Source organism: Dyadobacter flavalbus (assembly GCF_006149045.1).
In the GTDB taxonomy this organism is placed as follows: domain Bacteria; phylum Bacteroidota; class Bacteroidia; order Cytophagales; family Spirosomataceae; genus Dyadobacter; species Dyadobacter flavalbus.
The window spans coordinates 701,745-722,494 of the sequence record NZ_VBSN01000049.1 but is presented as its reverse complement, the minus strand read 5'-3'; the positions used below and the strand labels follow the sequence as shown (position 1 = coordinate 722,494).

At 45.4% G+C, this 20,750-nt stretch carries 18 protein-coding genes; 7 read left to right on the top strand and 11 right to left on the bottom strand.

All coding sequences use genetic code 11. The features are described from left to right. Positions 1-166: 166 nt before the first annotated feature. Positions 167-1,732: a T9SS response regulator signal transducer PorX gene (gene porX / locus FEM33_RS18735; RefSeq protein ID WP_139013492.1), complete on the bottom strand. Its 1,566-nt coding sequence runs from the start codon at positions 1,730-1,732 to the stop codon at positions 167-169. Positions 1,733-1,890: 158 nt separating this feature from the next. Beyond that, positions 1,891-2,628: a 3-deoxy-manno-octulosonate cytidylyltransferase gene (kdsB, locus tag FEM33_RS18730; protein WP_139013491.1), complete on the bottom strand. Its 738-nt coding sequence runs from the start codon at positions 2,626-2,628 to the stop codon at positions 1,891-1,893. A 56-nt stretch (positions 2,629-2,684) separates the two neighbouring features. Here kdsB and FEM33_RS18725 point away from each other — a divergent pair, with 56 nt between their 5' ends. From FEM33_RS18725 to FEM33_RS18710, 4 genes are read left to right on the top strand one after another with little or no spacing between them, the layout of a single operon-like run. Next, on the top strand, positions 2,685-3,473 hold the full coding sequence (locus FEM33_RS18725) for a DUF4905 domain-containing protein (RefSeq protein ID WP_139013490.1): 789 nt from the start codon (positions 2,685-2,687) through the stop codon (positions 3,471-3,473). A 3-nt stretch (positions 3,474-3,476) separates the two neighbouring features. After that, on the top strand, positions 3,477-4,469 hold the full coding sequence (locus tag FEM33_RS18720; protein ID WP_139013489.1) for a LysM peptidoglycan-binding domain-containing protein: 993 nt from the start codon (positions 3,477-3,479) through the stop codon (positions 4,467-4,469). A 20-nt stretch (positions 4,470-4,489) separates the two neighbouring features. Further along, a complete protein-coding gene (locus tag FEM33_RS18715; protein ID WP_139013488.1) occupies positions 4,490-4,702 on the top strand; it encodes a hypothetical protein in 213 nt (70 codons plus the stop codon). Positions 4,703-4,717: 15 nt separating this feature from the next. Next, the gene (locus tag FEM33_RS18710) at positions 4,718-5,491 is read left to right on the top strand and encodes a TIGR02757 family protein (protein ID WP_139013487.1); all 774 of its coding nucleotides are present in this window, start codon (positions 4,718-4,720) and stop codon (positions 5,489-5,491) included. A gap of 169 nt (positions 5,492-5,660) precedes the next feature. On the opposite strand, the gene FEM33_RS18705 is transcribed toward FEM33_RS18710, so the two are convergent. The 4 genes from FEM33_RS18705 to FEM33_RS18690 form a co-directional block, all read right to left on the bottom strand. Then, positions 5,661-9,017, bottom strand: coding sequence for a ThuA domain-containing protein (locus FEM33_RS18705; protein ID WP_229214312.1), 3,357 nt, complete (start codon positions 9,015-9,017; stop codon positions 5,661-5,663). 156 nt (positions 9,018-9,173) lie between these two features. Beyond that, complete coding sequence (locus FEM33_RS18700) at positions 9,174-10,226, bottom strand: sugar phosphate isomerase/epimerase family protein (protein WP_139013485.1); 1,053 nt, start codon at positions 10,224-10,226, stop codon at positions 9,174-9,176. 92 nt (positions 10,227-10,318) lie between these two features. After that, the gene (locus FEM33_RS18695; protein ID WP_139013484.1) at positions 10,319-11,464 is read right to left on the bottom strand and encodes a Gfo/Idh/MocA family protein; all 1,146 of its coding nucleotides are present in this window, start codon (positions 11,462-11,464) and stop codon (positions 10,319-10,321) included. A 75-nt stretch (positions 11,465-11,539) separates the two neighbouring features. Continuing rightward, a complete protein-coding gene (locus FEM33_RS18690; protein ID WP_139013535.1) occupies positions 11,540-12,667 on the bottom strand; it encodes a Gfo/Idh/MocA family protein in 1,128 nt (375 codons plus the stop codon). A gap of 242 nt (positions 12,668-12,909) precedes the next feature. Here FEM33_RS18690 and FEM33_RS18685 point away from each other — a divergent pair, with 242 nt between their 5' ends. Further along, positions 12,910-14,160, top strand: a complete 1,251-nt coding sequence (locus tag FEM33_RS18685) for an MFS transporter (protein WP_139013483.1) — start codon at positions 12,910-12,912, stop codon at positions 14,158-14,160. A gap of 74 nt (positions 14,161-14,234) precedes the next feature. On the opposite strand, the gene FEM33_RS18680 is transcribed toward FEM33_RS18685, so the two are convergent. Next, complete coding sequence (locus tag FEM33_RS18680; RefSeq protein ID WP_139013482.1) at positions 14,235-16,643, bottom strand: endonuclease MutS2; 2,409 nt, start codon at positions 16,641-16,643, stop codon at positions 14,235-14,237. A 108-nt stretch (positions 16,644-16,751) separates the two neighbouring features. Beyond that, the gene (locus tag FEM33_RS18675) at positions 16,752-17,270 is read right to left on the bottom strand and encodes a DUF7935 family protein (RefSeq protein WP_139013481.1); all 519 of its coding nucleotides are present in this window, start codon (positions 17,268-17,270) and stop codon (positions 16,752-16,754) included. Positions 17,271-17,410: 140 nt separating this feature from the next. Here FEM33_RS18675 and FEM33_RS18670 point away from each other — a divergent pair, with 140 nt between their 5' ends. Next, positions 17,411-17,707, top strand: coding sequence for a HesB/IscA family protein (locus FEM33_RS18670; RefSeq protein WP_139013480.1), 297 nt, complete (start codon positions 17,411-17,413; stop codon positions 17,705-17,707). Between the two features lie 8 nt (positions 17,708-17,715). On the opposite strand, the gene FEM33_RS18665 is transcribed toward FEM33_RS18670, so the two are convergent. Next, the gene (locus FEM33_RS18665) at positions 17,716-18,288 is read right to left on the bottom strand and encodes an NUMOD4 domain-containing protein (RefSeq protein ID WP_139013479.1); all 573 of its coding nucleotides are present in this window, start codon (positions 18,286-18,288) and stop codon (positions 17,716-17,718) included. A 159-nt stretch (positions 18,289-18,447) separates the two neighbouring features. Between FEM33_RS18665 and FEM33_RS18660 the strand changes: the two genes are divergently transcribed. Then, positions 18,448-18,807: a CoA-binding protein gene (locus tag FEM33_RS18660; RefSeq protein WP_139013478.1), complete on the top strand. Its 360-nt coding sequence runs from the start codon at positions 18,448-18,450 to the stop codon at positions 18,805-18,807. 60 nt (positions 18,808-18,867) lie between these two features. On the opposite strand, the gene FEM33_RS18655 is transcribed toward FEM33_RS18660, so the two are convergent. Both FEM33_RS18655 and pssA read right to left on the bottom strand, forming a co-directional pair. Continuing rightward, positions 18,868-19,869 carry a 3-oxoacyl-ACP synthase III family protein gene (locus FEM33_RS18655; protein ID WP_139013477.1) on the bottom strand — a complete coding sequence of 334 codons (1,002 nt, stop codon included), beginning with the start codon at positions 19,867-19,869 and terminating at the stop codon, positions 18,868-18,870. Between the two features lie 163 nt (positions 19,870-20,032). Then, positions 20,033-20,737 carry a CDP-diacylglycerol--serine O-phosphatidyltransferase gene (gene pssA, locus FEM33_RS18650; RefSeq protein ID WP_139013476.1) on the bottom strand — a complete coding sequence of 235 codons (705 nt, stop codon included), beginning with the start codon at positions 20,735-20,737 and terminating at the stop codon, positions 20,033-20,035. Positions 20,738-20,750 lie beyond the last annotated feature (13 nt).

Sequence of the window (20,750 nt, the reverse complement as noted above, 5' to 3'; positions counted from 1 at the left end):
AATCCTTTAATACTATCTCCGTTCAGATAAGCATTTACAATCGTTAGTCTGAACTCTACACTGAATTTTCTGTTTTTACCCATAAAAAATGCCCCCAAGAAGTGTCTAACTTTTTGGGGGCAGTGCACATTCCGTGCTTCTTCTTTTATATGAGTGAATTTAGAAGTTATTTCGCTTTCATATCAATAATCGGAATGATCATTTCCTCGAGTGAAACGCCGCCGTGCTGGAACGTGTCGCGGTAAAGGTTAACGTACTGATTGTAATTGTTTGGGTACGCAAAGAAATAATCCTCTTTTGTAAATACATATGAAGTCGAAACATGCGGTTTCGGCAGGAAAATGCGCTCAGGCTTGCGGCACACCATCAAATGATTATCGTCAAATCCAAGGTTTTTCCCATGCTTGTAACGCAGGTTTGTATTGGTTTCACGATAACCGATGATTTTAACAGGCTTCTGCACGCGGATCATGCCGTGGTCCGTTGTCAGGATCAGTCGGCATTTCTTTTCGGCAACTTTTCTAATGAAGTCGAGTAACGGCGAATGCTGAAACCACGATCTTGTAATGGAACGGTAAGCAGCTTCGTCCGGCGCCAGTTCTTTAATCATCTGAACATCGGTGCGTGCGTGCGAAAGCATATCTACAAAGTTGTAAACAACAACATTCAGCTGATTGTTGAGAAGGTTGTTGAAGTTATCAATCAGCGATTTGCCCTGATTGGTATTTAATATTTTATTGTAAGAAGACTTGATATTGAAATGATTCATTTCCAGTTGTTTCTGGAGAAATTCGTATTCATGGTTGTTCAACCCTTCTTCACCTTCCGGCGTATTTTCGTCACTTACCCACCATTGCGGATGCTTGCGTTCCATTTCGCTCGGCATCAGTCCGGAGAAAATTGCATTTCTTGCATAACCTGTTGTAGTCGGCAGAATGGAATAATAAGACGATTCTTCTTCAATATTAAAGTAATCCTGCAGAATTGGCTGGATCATTTTCCACTGATCATATCGGAAGTTGTCAATTAAAAGGAAAAACAGCGGTTCGTCCGATCCTTTCAGGTGCGGGAAAACCTTCTGTTTCATAAGCTGATGCGAAAGGATCGGCTTGTCCGACTTCGGATCGTTCAGCCAGTCTTCGTATTCTTCCTCGATGAATTTACAGAAGTTAGCATTGGCTTCACTTTTCTGCATGCTGAAAACTTCCGCCATTCCCTGATCTTCGGAGCTTTCCAGTTCCAGTTCCCAGTAAATCAGTTTTTTATATATATCTGCCCATTCTTCATGACCGATCCGATCCTGATATTGCATGGCAAGGTTCCGGAATTGCTGTTGATAGGTAAGCGTTGTTTTTTCCGTGACAAGCCTTTTATTTTCAAGAATTTTTTTGACAGAAAGCAATATCTGATTGGGATTCAGAGGTTTGATAAGGTAATCATCAATCTTGGAACCAATCGCATCTTCCATAATGTGTTCCTCTTCACTTTTCGTTATCATTACAACAGGTAAATTGGGCTGCTGCTGTTTGATCTGGGCCAGCGTTTCAAGTCCGGTCATGCCGGGCATCATTTCATCCAGAAAAACAATGTCAAATCGGTCGTTTTCGATCCGGTCCAAAGCATCGGCACCGCTGTTGACGGGTGTCACGCCATATCCTTTGTTGGTCAAAAACATAATGTGCGGTTTTAGAAGATCTATTTCGTCATCGGCCCAAAGAATGTTGTATTGCATAAGCGTTGTTTTCGTTTTATTAGTGGAAATCTCTACAAGGGTAACGCGACAATCAAAAGCAGTCGTATAAAAATATACGTTTTAACGTTTTTTAATCCTATACGCACCCTTGTCAAGCGTTATCCTGAATCGTAAAAATAGCATTCCAAGTCATCGGTTTACGACAGGAACTTTCTTGTAACCCGTTCCAGATCGTCGGGCGTATCCACGCCGTGCGAGTCGTCGGAAGTAATTACTGCCTTGATTGCATAGCCGTTTTCAAGCCAGCGGAGCTGTTCCAGTGCCTCTGCTTTTTCCAGACCGGAAACCGGCAGCTTTGTGATTTCGGCAAGAACATCCGAGCGGTAGGCATATATTCCGATGTGTTTATAGAAAACGTGTGAATCCAGCCATTCAGGCTGCGCTGCATTCCGTAGATAAGGAATAGTCTGGCGGCTGAAATACATGACTTCATTTCGTTTGTTCAAAACAGCCTTTGGAACATTTACATTGAACAAAATATCTTCATTGTCTATAATTTTCACCAGAGTTGCCAGCTCCGTAACACCGTCGAGTACGGCAGCCAGACTGTCGATCGGTTCCGGACTGATAAAGGGTTCATCGCCCTGTATATTGATCACATATTCATAATCTCCTGTTTTGGAAAGTGCTTCAAAACATCTGTCCGTTCCGCTTTGATGATTTTCGGAAGTCATAACGGCCTGTCCGCCAAAGCTTTTTACATGATTCAGGATTCTTTCATCATCCGTTGCCACAATAACCTGATCCAGCTGCGTTGCTTTTACGGCTTGTTCATACACCCGCCGGATCATACTTTTTCCTCCGATATCGGCCAGCGCTTTGGCAGGAAAACGCGTTGAAGCATAGCGGGCAGGGATTATTCCTAATATTCGCACGATTTTGTTATTAGTATGGTCCGTTTGTTAAATTTGAATCAAATAAAGCTAAAAAATTGCATAAAATCTTTTCACATCCGTTTTCGCAAAATATCTGGAGAATTCTTCCCGATCCAAATGCAGACAGCAATTTGTGGGCTGTCGAATTACGGGAAGCAGAAGGAAAGAAAGTCTCATTTGCAGTGGCCGATGTCGCTGTACAGCGATTGTTATGGCATGAGCAGCCGGAAGGTACAGATTGGTGGACTTCGCTGACGGCTTTTTCGGGTAAACAGCTTTTTTTGCATAATTACCGCTTTCCGGAACTTCCCGAACCGACCGACCTGCTTGCCGTTGATGCAGCAAACGGGCGTATGCTGTGGGTACTGCCCAATTATCTGATGGTAAAAAAGCTTGCGGCAGACAGGATAGAGGTTGCAACCAAAGCGGGCGAGCAGTTCAGGCATATGGCATGCAATGCGGAAACCGGGGAATTATTGCCGCTTTCCGGTGAATACAAAGAGCAGTCCGGTGAAATAATTTTGAAAGAGCCCGTTCGTTACAAACAGGGAAATCCATACTTTGACCAGCTCAGTTCGTTTATTAAAAAAGTTACAGGCGGACATGATGCTGTGAATATTGATTATCTTGAGAAAAGGCCCTATATAATGTTTTCTTATTATATTTACGAGCAGGATAAAGCAATTCAATATCTTCTGATTGTGACAGACAACAGGCAGATTGTTTTACACGAACAATTGTCGGAAGAACGTAAAGGAATAGGCCGTTCCACCATGATGCTGAAAGCTTCAACGCTGGTTTATCTTAAAAATAATAACGAGTTCTCGAGTTTAACTTTTTCATAATAAATGAAATACATTTTTTGCCTGACTTTTCTGGCAGGTTTGTTGACGGGCATGGTTTGTATACGTGCCAATGGAATGAATGCAGTAGACTCCGTGGGAGTTGAAAAAGTAGGAGGTAAGGTTTTTGTTTTGCATAAAGTAAATCAGGGTCAGACCATGTTTGCCGTAGTCCGGCAGTACGGCACTACGATTCAGGCGCTCCGGGAAGCCAACCCGGGAATGAGCGATCAGATCCAGTCCGGACAAACGATCAGAGTGCCTTACATGGCAAAGGCTGGTAAAAAGGATTCCAAGAAGGAGGAAAGGAGAGAAGAGAAAAAGGAAGACAGGAAGGAGGAAAAAAAGGAGGAAGTTAAAAGTTCGAAACCGGCTGCTGTTGCGCCGGCTGCATCGGCTCCGAGTGCCGGATCGGCTGTCTCCGTTGCTCCGAACGGAATCCATAAAGTGGAGCCGGGCCAGACTTTGTACCGCGTTGCTGTAAAATACGGCGTTCTGATGGCGGACCTGAGAAAATGGAACAATCTTTCGGATGATAATATCCGGGAAGGACAGGAACTGATCGTTAGCGAGAAAGGTGCTGAAAAAGTCACTGCTTCGGTGGCTCCTCCGGAGCCGAAAGTTACAACCACAACAGTTGTAAAAGATTCTGCAAAAGCCAAAGCAGTTGTTCCTGAAAAAGTAGTAAAACCGGTTGAAGAAGTGCCGGCGCCCAAAGTTGTCCGTGGAAAAAGGAAATCGGAATCCGGACTGGCCGAGGTGATCGAGACGGATGAAAGTACAAGCAAATTTCTGGGACTGCACCGCACGGCTCCGATCGGCGCTTTGGTGGAAGTGCTGAATGAATACAATCAGGAAAAAATCATTGTCAGAATTATAGGCCGCATTCCGGATACGAGCATCAACGACGATATTGTTATCAAGTTGTCTTCCAGAGCTTTCGAGAAAGTTTCTCCAAACAGCAAGAGGTTCAGAGCCGTTGTAAGCTATCTGGAATAATTTTTGAATAACCTGCAAATATGAAACATTCACCAGAATTCCGTTCCAAAAGAGAAGAAGAAAGAGCCGCGCTTAAAAATACGGCCGGGTATAAAATGTGGAGCGTTATGTTCACCATGCTGTATCCATTCATTGCCATATTTACGTTTTTGTTTTCCGGAATCGTTATGTTCTTTTCCGGCATTTCCAGAGTCCTGGCTTACATTTTCGGAGGAAGCCATGCCAAACACTAAACACAAGCATTTACTATTTCACCTTATTTAATTGATTTACTGGAAGAAAAAGCCGATCAGTACAATCGTCCTGAATTCATTTCTTCCGATCCGATCAGTATTCCGCATTTGTTTTCACGGAAACAGGATATTGAAATTATGGGTTTCTGGGCTGCGGTACTGGCTTGGGGGCAACGTAAAACCATTATCAGTAAATGTCTGGAACTTTCCGCATTCATGGATCATGCACCGTATGATTTTGTCCTAAATCATGAAGAGAGCGATTTGAGGCCATTTCTGAATTTCAAGCACCGGACGTTCAATGCAACGGATACGCTTTACTTTCTGCATTTTTTCAAAAACTATTACAATCAACACGATTCACTGGAATACGCTTTCAGCAGCCATATGAAACCGGAAGATCAGACGATTGAGAACGGGCTGATCGGTTTTCACGATCTGTTCAGCGATTCGGAAAATTTTCCGCCCCGAACCCGCAAGCATATTGCCACGCCTGTCAGAAAATCGTCGTGCAAGCGACTGAATATGTTTCTGCGCTGGATGGTCAGAAAAGACGATAAAGGCGTCGATTTCGGAATCTGGGATACAATCCGGCCGGCTCAGCTTGTTTGTCCTTGCGATGTGCACGTGGACCGCGTGGCAAGGCTTCTGGGATTGATCAAAAGGCCGGTGACTGACTGGCAAACCGCAACGGAACTTACTGCTTCACTAAGGTTACTGAATCCGGATGATCCCGTCAAATACGATTTTGCCTTGTTCGGGCTTGGCATTGAAGGTTTTGCCAAATGAGGACATAAAAAAACAGCTTCCTTTCTAGGAAGCTGTTTTTTTATGTCAATTTCATTGTCAAACCGAGCGTAGTCGAAGTTGTTGAGCACTGAACACACCATTTCGACTACGCTCCATGTGACAATTACTGAAAAGTTCTACTTTGTAACACAGTCTGTTGCCTGTCCTTTTACATCACCGCATTGTTAAACTTGATCCAGTCAACAGCAAACAGTGCTTTATTGCCTGCGGAAGGATTTTTGAATACAAAGAACAATTTATGTAGCCGTCCGTCAGCCGTGGCTTTTACCGGAATATCCACATTTCCTGTATTTTCAACCTTGGCTTCCCCTAGTTTAGGCCCGTTTACAGCATCCATGTGAATTTCAACTATTCCGCCGGCAGTCCGTGCGGCATTATGGCTCACGGATAAAGTCAGGCCGGAAACTTCGTTCAGGTCAATATCTTCAAATCCGATGAAGCTGTCGTTTTTCAGCGCAACGATCACATCCGTGCCTTTTTCTCCTTTGAAAGCGGCCGTATTTCTGGTCGTATCCGCAGCATTCGCCATGAGCGTGGCAGGACGTAAAGCAACGGTTTTGAAACCGGTTAACGGTCCCATGGCATTGCTTCCTTTATCCGTGTAGCTGGCTGAGAAAATGTATGAACCTTCTTTTTGCTTGGCTTCGGTAACATAGCTGCTTTTCAATGGCTTTTTGTCAACTGTTTTTTCCTTGGCAAGGGAAAGAATGTATTTCACCATTTCTTCGGCTTCTTCCGGCTTGTGCTGCGGGTGCGCGGCCATGGCCTGTTCGCCCCAGTTTCCGCCTCCGCCTTTGATCACTTTTTCGGCAAGTGTCTTCACGGAATTACGTTCTTTCTCGTAACGTTTTGCAACTTCAATGTAAGCCGGCCCAATGGATTTTTTGGTAATGGAATGACAGGCTTTGCAGTCGCTGAGCTCGATCAGTCTTCTGCCGGTTTCAAAACCAGTATTGGCCTGATGTCCTTGCGCAAGCTGTGTTTTGTCATAACCTTCCAGATAATCAATGGTCAGCATCACGTCTTCTTCCAGGATTTTTTTGTTGGCAAGGCTGCCGTCTTCCTTGTCGCTTACCGAAACTTCGTAATTGACAGGCTTTCCGTTCCAGTAAAAAGTCTTGTTGCCTTTGATCGCCACATCCACTTTCGGAACCGCATTTCCTGCTTTAATCGTTACTTCGGAAGTATTGGAATTTCCTGCGCTGTCCGTTACTTTCAGCGTTGCCACGTATTCGCCCGGCTTTGCATATGTAAAGGTCGGGTTTGCAGCAGTGCTTTTCGGCAGTCCTTTTCCGAATGTCCATTCATATTTGATAGCGTCCCCGTCGTAATCCTTTGATCCTTTTGATAAGAAACTGACTTTCAAAGGAACGGCTCCAACCGTGTTTGTAGCAGAAGCAATCGCAACCGGCGCACGGTTTCCGGCATTGAAAGTGATGTGTGACAAGCTGGCCTCATCATTTTGTGCAAACCAGTTCGGACCGTATTCAAGGGTATATAATGAACCGTCATTGGCAAACTGCATATCAATCGGATGGCTGAATTTTGCATTCGGCATAAAACGTTCCATGTTGACAAGATCGCCCTGCTCGTTCATGGTCACCACATTGATGTAATCGCGGATCCAGTCGTAAGCAAAGAATTTTCCATTGTAATAATCCGGAAACTTGCCTTTGCCGTTCTGGTAATCCGCTGCATAATAAACCGGCCCGGCCATGGCATTGCGGCCGCCTTTTCCTACAATCGCACCAAATTCCGGCGAGTCCGCATACGGGTACCATATAAATGCAGGCTGGGCAGGAGGCAATTGCTGAAGACCTGTATTGTGCGGCGAGTCGTTTACGGGAGCAGCCGGATCAAAAGGCTTTCCGGAAGTACTGTCGGCAAAGTTGAAATCAACATAAGGTTTGTTGTCGGCAATGAACAGCGGATAACCGAAATACCCGGCTTTACGCGCCTGATTTACTTCGTCATAACCTCTCGGGCCGCGTTTCGGATCGTCATTGGAGGCATCCGGGCCCACATCGCCCCAGTACAAATAACCATTATGCTGATCCACAGAAATCCGGTAAGGGTTACGCGTACCCATTACATATATTTCCGGACGAGCTTTCGGGTTTCCGGCCGGGAAAAGGTTTCCTTCCGGAATATCGTACAAATTGGTTCCGCCCGGCATGTTGGCGCGGCGGTCGCCATAACGCGGCTTGATGCGCAGTACTTTACCCCTTAATGAATTGGTATTGGAAGAAGAATGCTGTCCGTCCCATCCTTCGCGGCCCGGACGTTCGTCAATCGGGCCGTAGCCATTGGACTGAAACGGATTTACATCATCACCGGTCGATAAGTACAGGTTTCCTTTATTGTCCCACGCGATAGAACCGCCGGTATGGCAGCAATCCGTTCTTTTAACCGGGACGGTCAGCAGTACTTCTTCGGTGGAAAGCAAAAGCGTATCTTTTACATCGTCGTATTTGAATCGAGACAAATGCTGTGCAGTGTCGGCTTCGGAAGACGGCGGCGAGTAGTAAAGGTAAACAAGCTTGTTGGTTTTGAAATTCGGATCAATATTCAGTCCCATCAAGCCATATTCCTGTTTGGTATAAACCGGCACTTCGGCAGCAAGTTTTACTTTTCCGGTTTTCGGATTGTACAGTTTAAGCTTTCCCTTGCGTTCAGCAAACAGAACGCGCTGATCGTCCAGCACGACAAGTTCGGTAGGCTCGTCCAGCTTGGAAACGAGTACTTTTTTGGTAAAACGGTTTTCTTCCGGACGGGCTTTGGAATAATCCAGCTTGGAAGCCATTACGTAATTAAGTCCGCCTGTGAGGTGTTTTACAAAAACCGGATTCACGTACGTTGCGTCTTCATGTCCGAAATTGGTATAAAATGCTTTTCCGCCATCAAACTCATGATACCACGACATCGGATGATCGTCGCCCATTTTTCCATCTTTATACGTTTTTTCATCGATTTTAACCAGAACCGTTACTTTCGGGTTAAAGCTTTTGAAGTCGTAAAATTCATCCTTGATCTTCCATTTTTTAGGGAAATCAGTCATGGACGGATGATTGTCATTGACAACATAGGCCTCGCCTTCCTGTACATTCGGATTTCCGGGATGGCTGGCAAAATAAGCACCCGAAAGCTTGTTGTACCACGGCCAGTCATATTCGTTATCGGTGGCCGCATGAATCCCGACATAACCGCCGCCCGCCTGAATATAGCGTTCAAAAGAATCCTGCTGCTTGTCGTTCAGGATATTTCCGGTTGTATTCAGGAAAATGACTGCGCTGTATTTCTGAAGATTCTTGTCTGTAAAAACAGCTGCATTTTCGGTAGTATCTACGGCAAAGCCTTTTTCACGTCCAAGGTTCACAATCGCAGTTCTGCCTGCCGGAATGGAAGAATGCCGGAAACCGGCTGTTTTTGAGAAAACCAGAACACGTTTTTCCGGGGTTATGGTCTGTGCGAAAGTTTCCAGACAGAAGCAGGTGACTATAACCATACTTGCAGCCTGCAAACATTTCAATGAAGTTTGATAAAGAAAATTACGCATTCCTGATATAATTGTTGATTAACGATAATACTTGAATCTACAAAAAAAACCTATACTTCAGAAGGAAGATAGGTTTTCAATATACTTGTAAATAGCAATTTATAGTTACAGACCAAGCACCTTGCGGTTGAATGCCTCATCTGCACCTGTTCCGGCAAAATCATCAAAAGCTTTGGTTGTAACTTCAATAATATGGTTTTCAATGAACGGAGCACCTTCTGCAGCGCCCTGCGACGGCGACTTGATGCAGCATTCCCATTCCAGAACTGCCCAGCTGCCGTAATCGTACTGTGATAATTTGGAGAATATACTTCCGAAATCCACCTGTCCGTCGCCTAACGAACGGAAACGGCCTGCGCGATCGGCCCAGCCTGCAAAGCCGCTGTAAACGCCCTGCTTTCCGGAAGGATTGAACTCGGCATCTTTTACGTGGAATGCTTTTATACGGTCGTGATACAGATCAATGAACTGCAGATAATCCAGTTGCTGCAGCACAAAATGGCTCGGATCGTAATTGATATTGGCGCGCGTATGTCCGTCGAGGTAATCCACAAACATCTCGAAAGTAGAACCGTCGAACAGGTCTTCGCCCGGATGAAGTTCGTAAGCAACGTCCACACCGTTTTCGTCGTAAACGTCCAGAATCGGCCTCCACCTTGCGGCCAGTTCCTTGAAAGCAGTCTCCACCAGACCGGCAGGACGCTGCGGCCACGGATAAAGAAAAGGCCATGCGAGTGCGCCTGAAAAGGTTGCGCTTGCGGTAAGCCCGAGGTTGCGGCTTGCAACGGCTGCATATTTCAGCTGCTGCGTTGCCCATTCGGCTCTTGCTTTCGGGTTGTTGCGAACTTCCGGAATAGCAAAACCGTCGTACATTTCATCATAAACAGGGTGGGAGGCCACCAGCTGACCGATGATATGCGAGGCAAGTTCGGTTATTTCCAGCCCTTTGTCTTTCAGTTTACCTTTGAGTTCATCCGCGTACGTTTGTGATTCAGCAGCAAGTTTTACATCAATAATTCTTGGGTCCCAGATGGGTAATTGCACGCCTTTGTAGCCCAGGCCGGCCATATAGCCCGCAATGGAATCAAGAGAGTTGAAAGGTTCTTCATCGCCCAGAAACTGCGCAAGAAAGATACCCGGTCCTTTTATCGTTTTCATGATTTGTCAATGTTAATGATGAAAGAATAAATCGGATGAGTGAATAACTTTTGCTTTGGCATTTCATTATTCACTCACTGCTTTACTCAGAATTAAATGGTTACCCAGGCCTGTGCCTTGTTGCTTTCCAAGATTTTTTCGCAGATCAGCAACTCGCGGTAGCCATCGGCAAAAGTCGGGAAAGTTGGGTTTTCAGGCTGCTTGCCTTGTGCAATAGCTGCATATACTTCTTTAAACATCTGCTTGGAAGTATCCGGAAAGCCTTCGTTGTGGCCGCCAGGGAAAGTAATGGTGGAACGCACGTCTTCATTAACAAGCGAAGGATCACGCATCAGGATTTCATTGGCTTTGTCACGGTTTCCGATCCACATTTCGTTCGGAGATTCGGAGCACCAGTTGAATGTTTTTTTAGATCCGGAAATTTCCAGCGACATACGGTTTTTACGTCCGGCAGAAACCTGCGAAACGGTAATTACGCCTTTATTGCCGTTGTCGAAACGAAGCAGTACGTTGGCATGGTCTTCAGTTGTAATGGGAACATCTGCATAATCTTCCGGCTGCAGCATTTTTCCTGAATAGGTTTCTACGGCTTTCAGCGGCTTTTTACGCGTTTTATGAACGGTATTGAAATCCGCCATAACGGCTACTGTTTTCAAACCTGTAATGTATTCCAGAATATCCATCAAGTGCGAGCCGATGTCTGCAATGGCACGTGAATCACCGGATTTGTCCGGCTCAAGACGCCAGTTGTAATCGGTTTCGTAGAAAAGCCAGTCCTGCAGATAAGAACCGATGAACGAATAGATTTCACCCAGTTCGCCTTTCTCGCGCATGGATTTCATCTGGCGTGCCAGCGGATAGTAACGAAGGTTAAAGTGAACGGCGTTTACGAGACCGGTTTTGGCAGCAAGTTCTACCAGTTCCTCCGCTTCGGATAAGTCCTTGGCAAGCGGTTTTTCGCAGATGACGTGCTTGCCGGCCAGCAATGCCGCTTTGGATTGGGAATAATGAAGAAAATTGGGCGTACAAATATGGATTGCCTGAATGTCGTCCTGTTTCAGAAGCTCTTCAAATGTGTAGGATCTTGCAATTCCAAGTGCATCGGCCTTTTCTTTGGCGAGTTCGGCAGTGACTTCACAGAGTGCGGCAACTTCTACTTGCGGAAGACGTCTCAGCGCTTCAATGTGTGCGGGTCCGATGAAGCCTGTACCGACAACGCCAACTTTAATTTTGTTCATAAACGGGTATTGAATGAAAGGTGAAAAACAATCCGCATCCGCGGTTTAGTATGATAAATAGTTATTTAAATTAGATCAGAAAGGAGTCCATTTGGTCTCCGAATTGTTGGAAGCAATGACGGTATCGATGAACTTCATGCCCCGCAGCCCGTCCTTTGCCGTAGGAAAATCGTACACCGGATCAGGCGTTATGCCTTCCCAGTATGCCCTTACGTGGATTGCAAAGTTCCTGTAAAGATTGGCAAAAGCTTCGAAATAACCTTCCGGATGTCCGGCCGGGATCCGTGTGTGGACCTGAGCCGCTTTGGACAAGTTGCCAACGCCCGTACGGATTATTCTTACGCCTTCATTGGTTTTATGGATCAAGGTATTCGGCTCCATCTGTTTCCACTGCAGACCGCCTGTTTCGCCGTATACGCGGATATTGAGGTCATTTTCTTCACCGTTGGCAATCTGGCTGTTCTGAAGAATTCCTTTTGCGCCGTTATTGAAGCGGAGCAGAATGTTGGCATCGTCGTCCAGCAGCCGGCCTTTTACAAAAATGGTAAGATCGGCGCAAAGCTCTGTGATTTTCAGTCCGGTTATATACTCGGCAAGGTTTTCGGCATGTGTTCCGATGTCGCCCAGTCCGCCGGCCGCTCCCGAGCGTTTCGGGTCTGTACGCCATGCAGCCTGTTTGTTGCCGGCTACTTCCACATACGCCGAAAGCCATCCCTGCGGATATTCCACAATTACTTTTCTGATCTCGCCGATAGCGCCGGAAGCAATCATTTCACGGGCTTCTTTTACCATCGGGTAACCTGTATAATTATGCGTCAGGCAAAAAACCAGACCGGATTTTTCAGCCAGTGCGACAATTTCTTCCGCTTCCTGAGTATTTAATGTAATCGGTTTGTCGCAGACAACATGAAAGCCGTTTTCAAGAGCAAGTTTTGTCGGCGCATGATGTACATGGTTTGGCGTTACAATGGACACAAAGTCCATGCGTTCGCCTTCCGGCAACTCTTTTTCTTTCAAAATCATTTCCTCGTAGTTGTCATAAATGCGGTTTTCTGGCAAATACAAGGCTTTTCCTGTTTCTTTGGACTTGGCAGGGTCGGAACTGAACGCGCCACAAACCAGTTCAATTTCTCCATCCATGATAGCAGCACGGCGATGGACTCCGCCTATAAAGGCTTCCAGAGAACCGCCCACCATACCCATCCTGATCTTTCTTGACATTCCAGTTGGTTTAAAGTTTTGAAAAGATTTTACAATTATAAAGAGTAGTATACATGACTCTTACTTCTTACAAATATAATTTTAACACATAAAAAACACTGCTCAGGCATAATTAAAAGCAGTAGAAAAAGCGTTAATTTGTTTTTTTTGTGAAAATCTTATAAAAAATCAGTAACCCGAGCTCTTAAACAGTCTAATTCAAATAACCAAATCCTTTTAGTCACATGACTCAAACAATCAACAGCGGCAGACTTTTTAATGCCAGTTGTCTTGCCATCATTACCACGGCCTTTTCTTTCAGTATCCGGGCGGGTATTCTTCCACAGCTGGGATCGGAATTTGGCCTTACCGCCGAGCAGCTGGGCTTTATCAATTCCATGTTCTTTTTCGGTTTCCCGATTTCAATGGTTATTGGAGGTATTGTTTACCATTCGATTGGTCCGAAGATCATTATGCAGGTGGCTGTTGTGGCACATACGCTGGGTATTCTGTTAACGATTTATGCAGGCGGATATACCGGTTTGCTGGTATCGACTTTTTTTATCGGATTTGGTAACGGTTGTACCGAAGCAGCCTGTAACCCGATGATCGCGGATATGTATACAAGCAGCAAGCTGAACAAAATGCTGGGCCGTTTTCACATGTGGTTTCCGGGCGGAATTGTAATCGGCAGTCTGATTTCCAAATTCATGACCAGTGCAGGCGCATCCTGGCAAACGCAGATCTGGGTGCTGATGATCCCGACTGTAATCTATGCATTCCTGTTTTTCGGCCAGAATTTTCCTCGCCCGAAAGTAGAAGGCGTTACTTCGCTTTCCAAAAACTTTCAGGCAATGCTTACGCCACTTTACATTTTCATATTCTGCTGCATGGCGCTGACGGCCATTACCGAATTCGGACCGAACCAATGGGTATCGGTCGTTCTAAGCAGCAGCGGCGCTGATGCCATGCTGGTGCTGGCACTGACTTTCGGGGTAATGACGCTTGGAAGACTTTTTACAGGCCCGGTTGTGGACCGGTTTGGTCAAACGGGCGTTTTGTTCGGAGGAGCCATTCTTGCAGCTATCGGTATTTATATGTTCAGTACGGTTACCGGCCCGATTGCTTATCTGGCGGCAGTGATTTTTGGTTTGGGCGTATGTTTTAACTGGCCGATCATGATCGGTTTTGTAGCGCAGCGTGTTCCGCTTAGCGGCGCTTTGGGTATGTCGATTATCGGTGGCGTCGGGATGTTGTCTACATCTATATTTCAGCCGTTTATCGGACGCTGGATTGATTCTGCACATGCGGAATATGCAGCAAAAGGCATTACAGGACCTGCATTGGAACTGGCAGCCGGACAAGCCACATTATCCACCATGCTGACCTTCCCGATTATTCTGATCGTTCTGTTTATCATTCTCTGGTTCTGGGCAGGAAATCCTAAAACCGGATCTGTGGATGAAATCAAAGTCGCAGAACAGCCTCAATTGTAATCATTAGTTTTCAAAATCAAAAAAGGCAGGCGATATAACATCGCCTGCCTTTTTTGATTTATAATCAGCCCGTTTTATTTCAGTTTGACAATCGTTACGCCGGCGCCGCCGCGATCGGGATGTTCATCCTGCATGCTTGCGACCTGCGAGTAACCGCGCAGATGATTTCTGACCAGTGTTCTCAGGATTCCGTCGCCTTTTCCGTGCACGATCCGCAGTTCATCGTAGCCAAGCATAATCGCATTGTCCATAAACTGATCCACAAGCCCGAGCGCTTCCTCGCCGCGTTTGCCCCGCATATCCAGATTAAAGCTGAAATTCAGCATACGTTCATTTAAATCCACACCTTTTGCACCGGTTTTCAGCTTCTTTTCACCGGTTGCTGCTTTGTAGGTTTTGTTGGAAACCTTTTCCAGCCGGTTCAGTTTAACCGTGGATTTCAGATCGCCAATCCTGATTTCAGCATCTTTCCCTTTTATCGCCAGCACCTCGCCAATGGCCGTCTGACCAATAATGCGGACGTAACTTCCGGGCGTAATTTCACCGCTTTCCGGCTCAAAAACCTCTACTTCAGGAGCTGGTTCCGCTATTTCTGCAAGTTCCAGGTTTACTTTCCCGAATTTTTCAAGTTCTGTTCTTACCGTCTTGGTTTTTTCCTTTTCGGCCTTGTTTTCCTTGATTTCCCGGATTGTATTTTCAATCAGCTGATTGGCATCGGAAAGCAGGTTTTTGGCTTTTTGCTTGGCTTCGTTTACAATTTTCTTCTCATTGTTTTCCAGGTTTTCCTTTAAAGAAGTGTAATCGGCAAGCTGTTTGGTCAGTTTTCTTTCTTTTATGCCAAGCTCAATGTTTTTTTCTGCAAAAACCCTTCTTTCAATATCCAGTTCTTTCAGCAGTTTTTCAAAATTCACCTGCTGCGTTCCGAGCTTTTCCTTGGCCCGGTTTACTACCGCCGTCGGCAAACCTATTTTCGAGGCAATTTCAAAGGCAAAGGAACTTCCCGGCCTGCCGATTTCCAGCTGGTAAATCGGTTCAAGGTTTTCGCCGTCAAAGCGCATGGCACCGTTCACCAATCCTTCCGTTTTATCGGCGAGCACTTTAAGGTTTGTATAATGCGTATTGATGACGCCGTATGCACCCGATTTTGTCAGGTTTTCCAGAATAGCTTCTGCAATGGCGCCGCCCAGTCCGGGCTCGGTTCCGGTCCCGAATTCATCGATCAGAAACAGCGTACGCTTGTTGGCCAGCGTCAGAAAATGGCGCATGTTCGTCAGGTGCGAACTGTACGTACTCAAATCATTTTCAAGCGATTGCTCGTCGCCGATATCAATAAATATATTCTGGAAAAATCCCATAGAAGAGCCTTCTTCCACCGGCACAAGCAACCCGCACTGGAACATATACTGGATTAGTCCGACCGTTTTAAGCGAAACCGATTTACCCCCGGCATTAGGTCCGGAAACAATCAGAATGCGCTGATTTTCTTTTAGTTCAATATTCAGCGGAACTACTTTCTTACCCTGTTTCTGAAAAGACAAATGCAGGAGCGGATGCCTTGCATTGCGCCAGTCTATAAACTGCCGGTTGCTGAAAGGCGGATTGATGGCGCCCATTTCAGCAGCCAGCTTTGCCTTCGCCCGGAGGAAATCCATTAATCCCAGAAACTGATATGCTTTCTGAAGATCCGGAACGTAAGGCCGGAGCTGGCTTGTAAGTTCCAGTAAAATCCGGTTTATTTCCCTGCGCTCTTCGTATTCCAGTTCACGTATTTCGTTATTGGATTCAAAAACATCCGTCGGCTCAATGAAAACGGTTTGTCCGGTTGCGGATTCGTCATGTATAAAACCTTTCAGTTTCCTTTTATGCTCGGCTGCAACCGGAATCACCATACGTCCGTTGCGGATCGTGAGCGAAACATCATCGCCGATCCAGCCGTTGCTCCGGGCCGATTTAAGGATGGTATCCAGCTTTTTACGGATGCCGGCCTGTTCGGAAATCAGGCGTTTCCTGATCCTTGATAATTCTGAAGAGGCTGAATCACGAATCTGCCCGCGGTCATCAATAATGCGGTCAATGGCGTCTGTAATTGCTTTTTCGACTTTAATGCTTTTGGAGTATTCACCCAGAATCGGATAAGCATCCGGCTCCTGACTGTCAAAAAACCGCAGGCAAAGCCGAATGGTCTGCATCGATACTTTCAGGTCCGAAAATTCCTGCTGCGTGAGCAGCATGCCTTCAATGGCGGCACGTCTCAGGTAAGGTGTTGCGTCAATATAGTTCTGGGAAGGAAAGTTTTCACCGATTTCCATAATCCGCTGCATTTCGGCCGTCTGGCTGACCAGTTTTTCTACAAGGCCGAAATTCTCCGAAAACTTGATTTTCTCTACAAATCCCTGCCCCAGCGGGCTTATGCAAGCTTCTTTCAGGCGTTCCCTGAGCTTGTCAAATCCTAATTTCTGTTCTAATGTATTTGGATATAGCATTTTATTGAAAGTTAGCTTCCGGTAGTGGTCCGTCCGCTTTTTCCGACATTCTGCATTTCACAGGAAATGCGGTGTCTGTTTGTTCTGGTTTGTTAATGAATTATGGGTTTAAAACAGCCCCCGGATTTCTTCTTTCAGCACTTTCAGCGCATGTGCCGATGGCTGCACTTCTTTTTCAATGACATGCGAAAAGATTTTTTTTGCCAGATCCGAAGGCGGCGCTTCCGCCGGTACTTCCGAAGCCGACTGATTAATGACCGCAACGGTTTCGTTCATTGCGTTCGTGATCTGTTCCCATGCATTGCTGCTGATGTACATCTGCTGGGCTACATTGTGGTTGTACTCTTCGCGAATTTCCTGCAAAAGCAGCTGCTGAAGTTCCAGTGCGCTCATTGCAGACGGAACCAGACGCAGCAGCAAGCTGTTTGGCGCCATTCTTTCAAGAAAAAGGCACATCCGTTCATAAGCCTGTAATCTCAGCGGAAGTGTAATGCCTGTATTTGTACTTCGGATGTCCCATCTCTGTTTTTCAAAAACCTTGTCGGCTACGGTTGTAATGGTCAGGTACATGCCATATACCATGACAACTCCCAGGATCAGGACAACAAGCAACGAGTAATATTCCATGTTTTTATTTCAATTTATTCCGGATAATGACTGCAAAATTAGAATATTGACGTGATTTAACATCCTTTTATTGCACGAACGAATGCATTGCAGACAAATGGTGTTCATCTTAATATGCCAAAATCAAGCAATATTCTAATATGGAAAGTCCGGTTCAGCTTACAGAAAAAGCCAAACTTGAAATAAAAACAACATTAAGGTCCAATAAAATTCCCGACACTTACGGCCTGCGAGTCGGGCTCAGAGGCGGCGCGTGCAGCGGAACATTTCTGCTGGGGTTTGATACGGCTACGGAGAATGACCTGACCTATGTAATTGAGGATATCAAAATTTTCATAGACAAGCGTCACCTGATGTACGTAATCGGCGTATCGGTCGATTATGAAGAAGGAACGAACGGGAGCGGTTATACGGTTTCAGTGCTGGATAAAGTGTAAATTGGCGTTTACTCCTCTATAGTTACGTGTTTCCAGTTTTCACCGGACCGGATCCTGTTCAGCTGCGTATGCGTGATACCGAATTGCTTTGCGATCATTTTCAGGCGGTTATTATCATTTTTAAGTAATTTCTTAATGATACGAACCTTGCTTTCCGTTAGTTTATAGTTTTTCGTACGCTTTGGTATTACACGATTGATGAAGGCCGGATTTTCACGGTTGTGATCAATCATTTCCACTTTTGTAACCCATTTCAAGTTTTCGAAATAGTTATTCTGTTTCTCAAAATCAACATGGATCACAAAAATATGCTCCGGGCTTGCTTTCTCTACGAAATGTTCGGCAACCAGTTTATGTACATAACGGTTGATCGTTTTGCCACCGGCAACTCGGATATTAAGTGATCTGTAACCCTGAATAACCGATCCTTTGATGATGGCGCCTTCTTTGGGGTTATTCTGAAAACTTTTCAACCTGCCGTAATTGGACACTTCATAATGAGGCGCATTCTCGATTTCGTCGAATATAATTTTAGCCCACTTTTCATTCCAGAAACTCCGACTTACATTTGACTCATTCATTTGGATATGGATATAATATTGATTTTTTCAAAGGTTTGTGTAACTAAGGGTATTTATACTGCTTTCTGTTGTGTCCAGGAAACGATTTTGTAAACTAAATATGTTAATGCAATGTGTTCAGCAAATAGCTGATCATTAATTTATCAAATTCATTAAAGTATGAAGCGTACTCTTATTATCGGAGCTTCCTCGAATCCATCCAGATACGCTTATCTGGCGGCACAAAAACTCAGAAATTACGGTCATCCTTTTTTACTTCTCGGGCGCAGAAAAGGTTTTGCGCTGGGCGAAGAAATCCATACCGAACAGGTAGCATGGGAGGATGTGGATACCGTTACATTATACATCAATCCAAGTCACCAGCCCGACTACTACGCGTATATCATTTCTTTGAAGCCAAACCGCGTTATCTTTAACCCCGGTACCGAAAACCCTGAATTTAAAAGTATGTTACTTGCAAAAAATATCATACCAATAGAGGGCTGCACACTTGTTATGCTTTCAATCGGGCAGTATTAAAAATCATGCCTGAGTGAGATTTATTGCTAAAATAGTTCTAAAATCTGAAGTAAATTATTTTTACCAGCGGATCAGGGCAGATGCCCATGTAAAGCCGCTTCCGAATGCGGCCAGACAAATCAGGTCGCCGTCGTGCAGCCGGCCTTGTTCAAAGGCTTCCGCAAGGGCAATCGGGACGGATGCAGCGGTTGTATTCCCAAAACGCTGAATATTATTGACTACCTGAGATTCTGAAAGGCCCAGTTGCTGCCTTACATAATCACTGATTCTGATGTTTGCCTGATGCGGGACCAGTAAATCAATGTCACCGGCCGCCAGTCCGTTCTTTTCAAGTGCTTCCCTGATGACTTCCCCGAACCGCACAATGGCATGTTTGAAAACGGCATTGCCATTCATATAAACATTAAACCCGCCTTCTTCAATCATTTCTTTGGTAACAGTACGTCCGGGCCGGCTGCTACCCGGTTCCCGTACAAAAAGCTCCTCAGCATAGCGTCCATCTGCGTGCAGGTGTGTAGATATTATACAATGTTGTGGATCTTCGGTAGCGGTAAGAACGGCAGCTCCGGCTCCGTCCCCGAAAATTACCGCAGTATTCCTGCCTGCCGTACTTTTATCGATCCATGAAGATTGTATTTCCGAGCCGACGACCAGCGCCGTTTTATACATTCCCGATTTTATAAACTGATCGGCAATGGAAAGGGCATATACAAATCCGGAACATTGCTCACGGATATCAATAACCGGCTTGCCGTCCATGCCGAGTTCACGCTGCATCAGAAAGGCCGAGCCGGGAAAAAAATAATCCGGTGTAATAGTGGCATAAACAATCACATCAATGTCGCCGGAAGTAAGTCCGGCATGTTCGAGCGCCTGTCTGGAAGCTGCGGCGGCCATGCTGTAATTGGTATCTTTTCCGTACTCAAAATAACGTCTTTCACGGATTCCGGTCCTTTCCTGTATCCATTCGTCGGAAGTTTCCATCCATTTTGTGAGATCGTTATTGGTGATCACATTGTCGGGAACATAATAACCTAAACCAGTGATTCGTGACAATGCCATACGCTTCAAATTAATTGTACTAAATTCAGTTGATGCCAGAATCAGGTGATGACTGAACGTATATGGATTCTGTCATATTAGATGTACAGAAAATTTTATACCAGTACAGCTCAGCCCTGCCTGAAGAAGTTTCAAAATTGCAAAAAAACAAACGTATATCAATTCATGCACGCTTTTTCCTGAAATTGTCAGCAACAGAAAGCAGAATATAAAGAATGATTACGGCCGGTACTGCCAGAATTTTCAGCGTAAGCAGTAAAACGATAGTCAGTATGATCAGCAAAAAGCGCGCTTCATTTCCTTTCCAGCCGAAATGCTTGAATTTAAGGGCGATCAAAGGCATTTCCATGACAAGCAGATAAGACATCACAACGGAAAGGATCAGCAGATTGTTGGTATTGACAATAATGTCTTTCCAGATTTCGTCATGCGTGTGAACGATCAGCGGCAGGGAAGCGATCAGCATGGCATTGGCAGGCGTAGGAACGCCGATAAACGAATCGGATTGTCTGGGGTCATTGTTGAATTTGGCCAGCCGGATTGCGGAAAAAATAGCGATGATAAATGACAGATACGCTTTCCAGATTCCGAAAAGATCCGGAATGCTCTGCATAAGAAGCTGATATACGATAACGGACGGCAAAAGCCCGAACGTCACCATATCCGCCAATGAATCCAGGTCCTTGCCGATCGGCGAACTGGCATGCAGCAGTCTTGCCAGAAAACCGTCGAGAAAGTCGAAAATAAGTGCAACCCCGATCAGTACGCAGGATAAAAGCAGGTTGTTGTGAAATGCTTCGACTACACCGACACATCCGCACAGCAGATTTCCACAGGTAAGCGCATTCGGGATGTTGCGACGGATCATGGCTGAAAGTTTT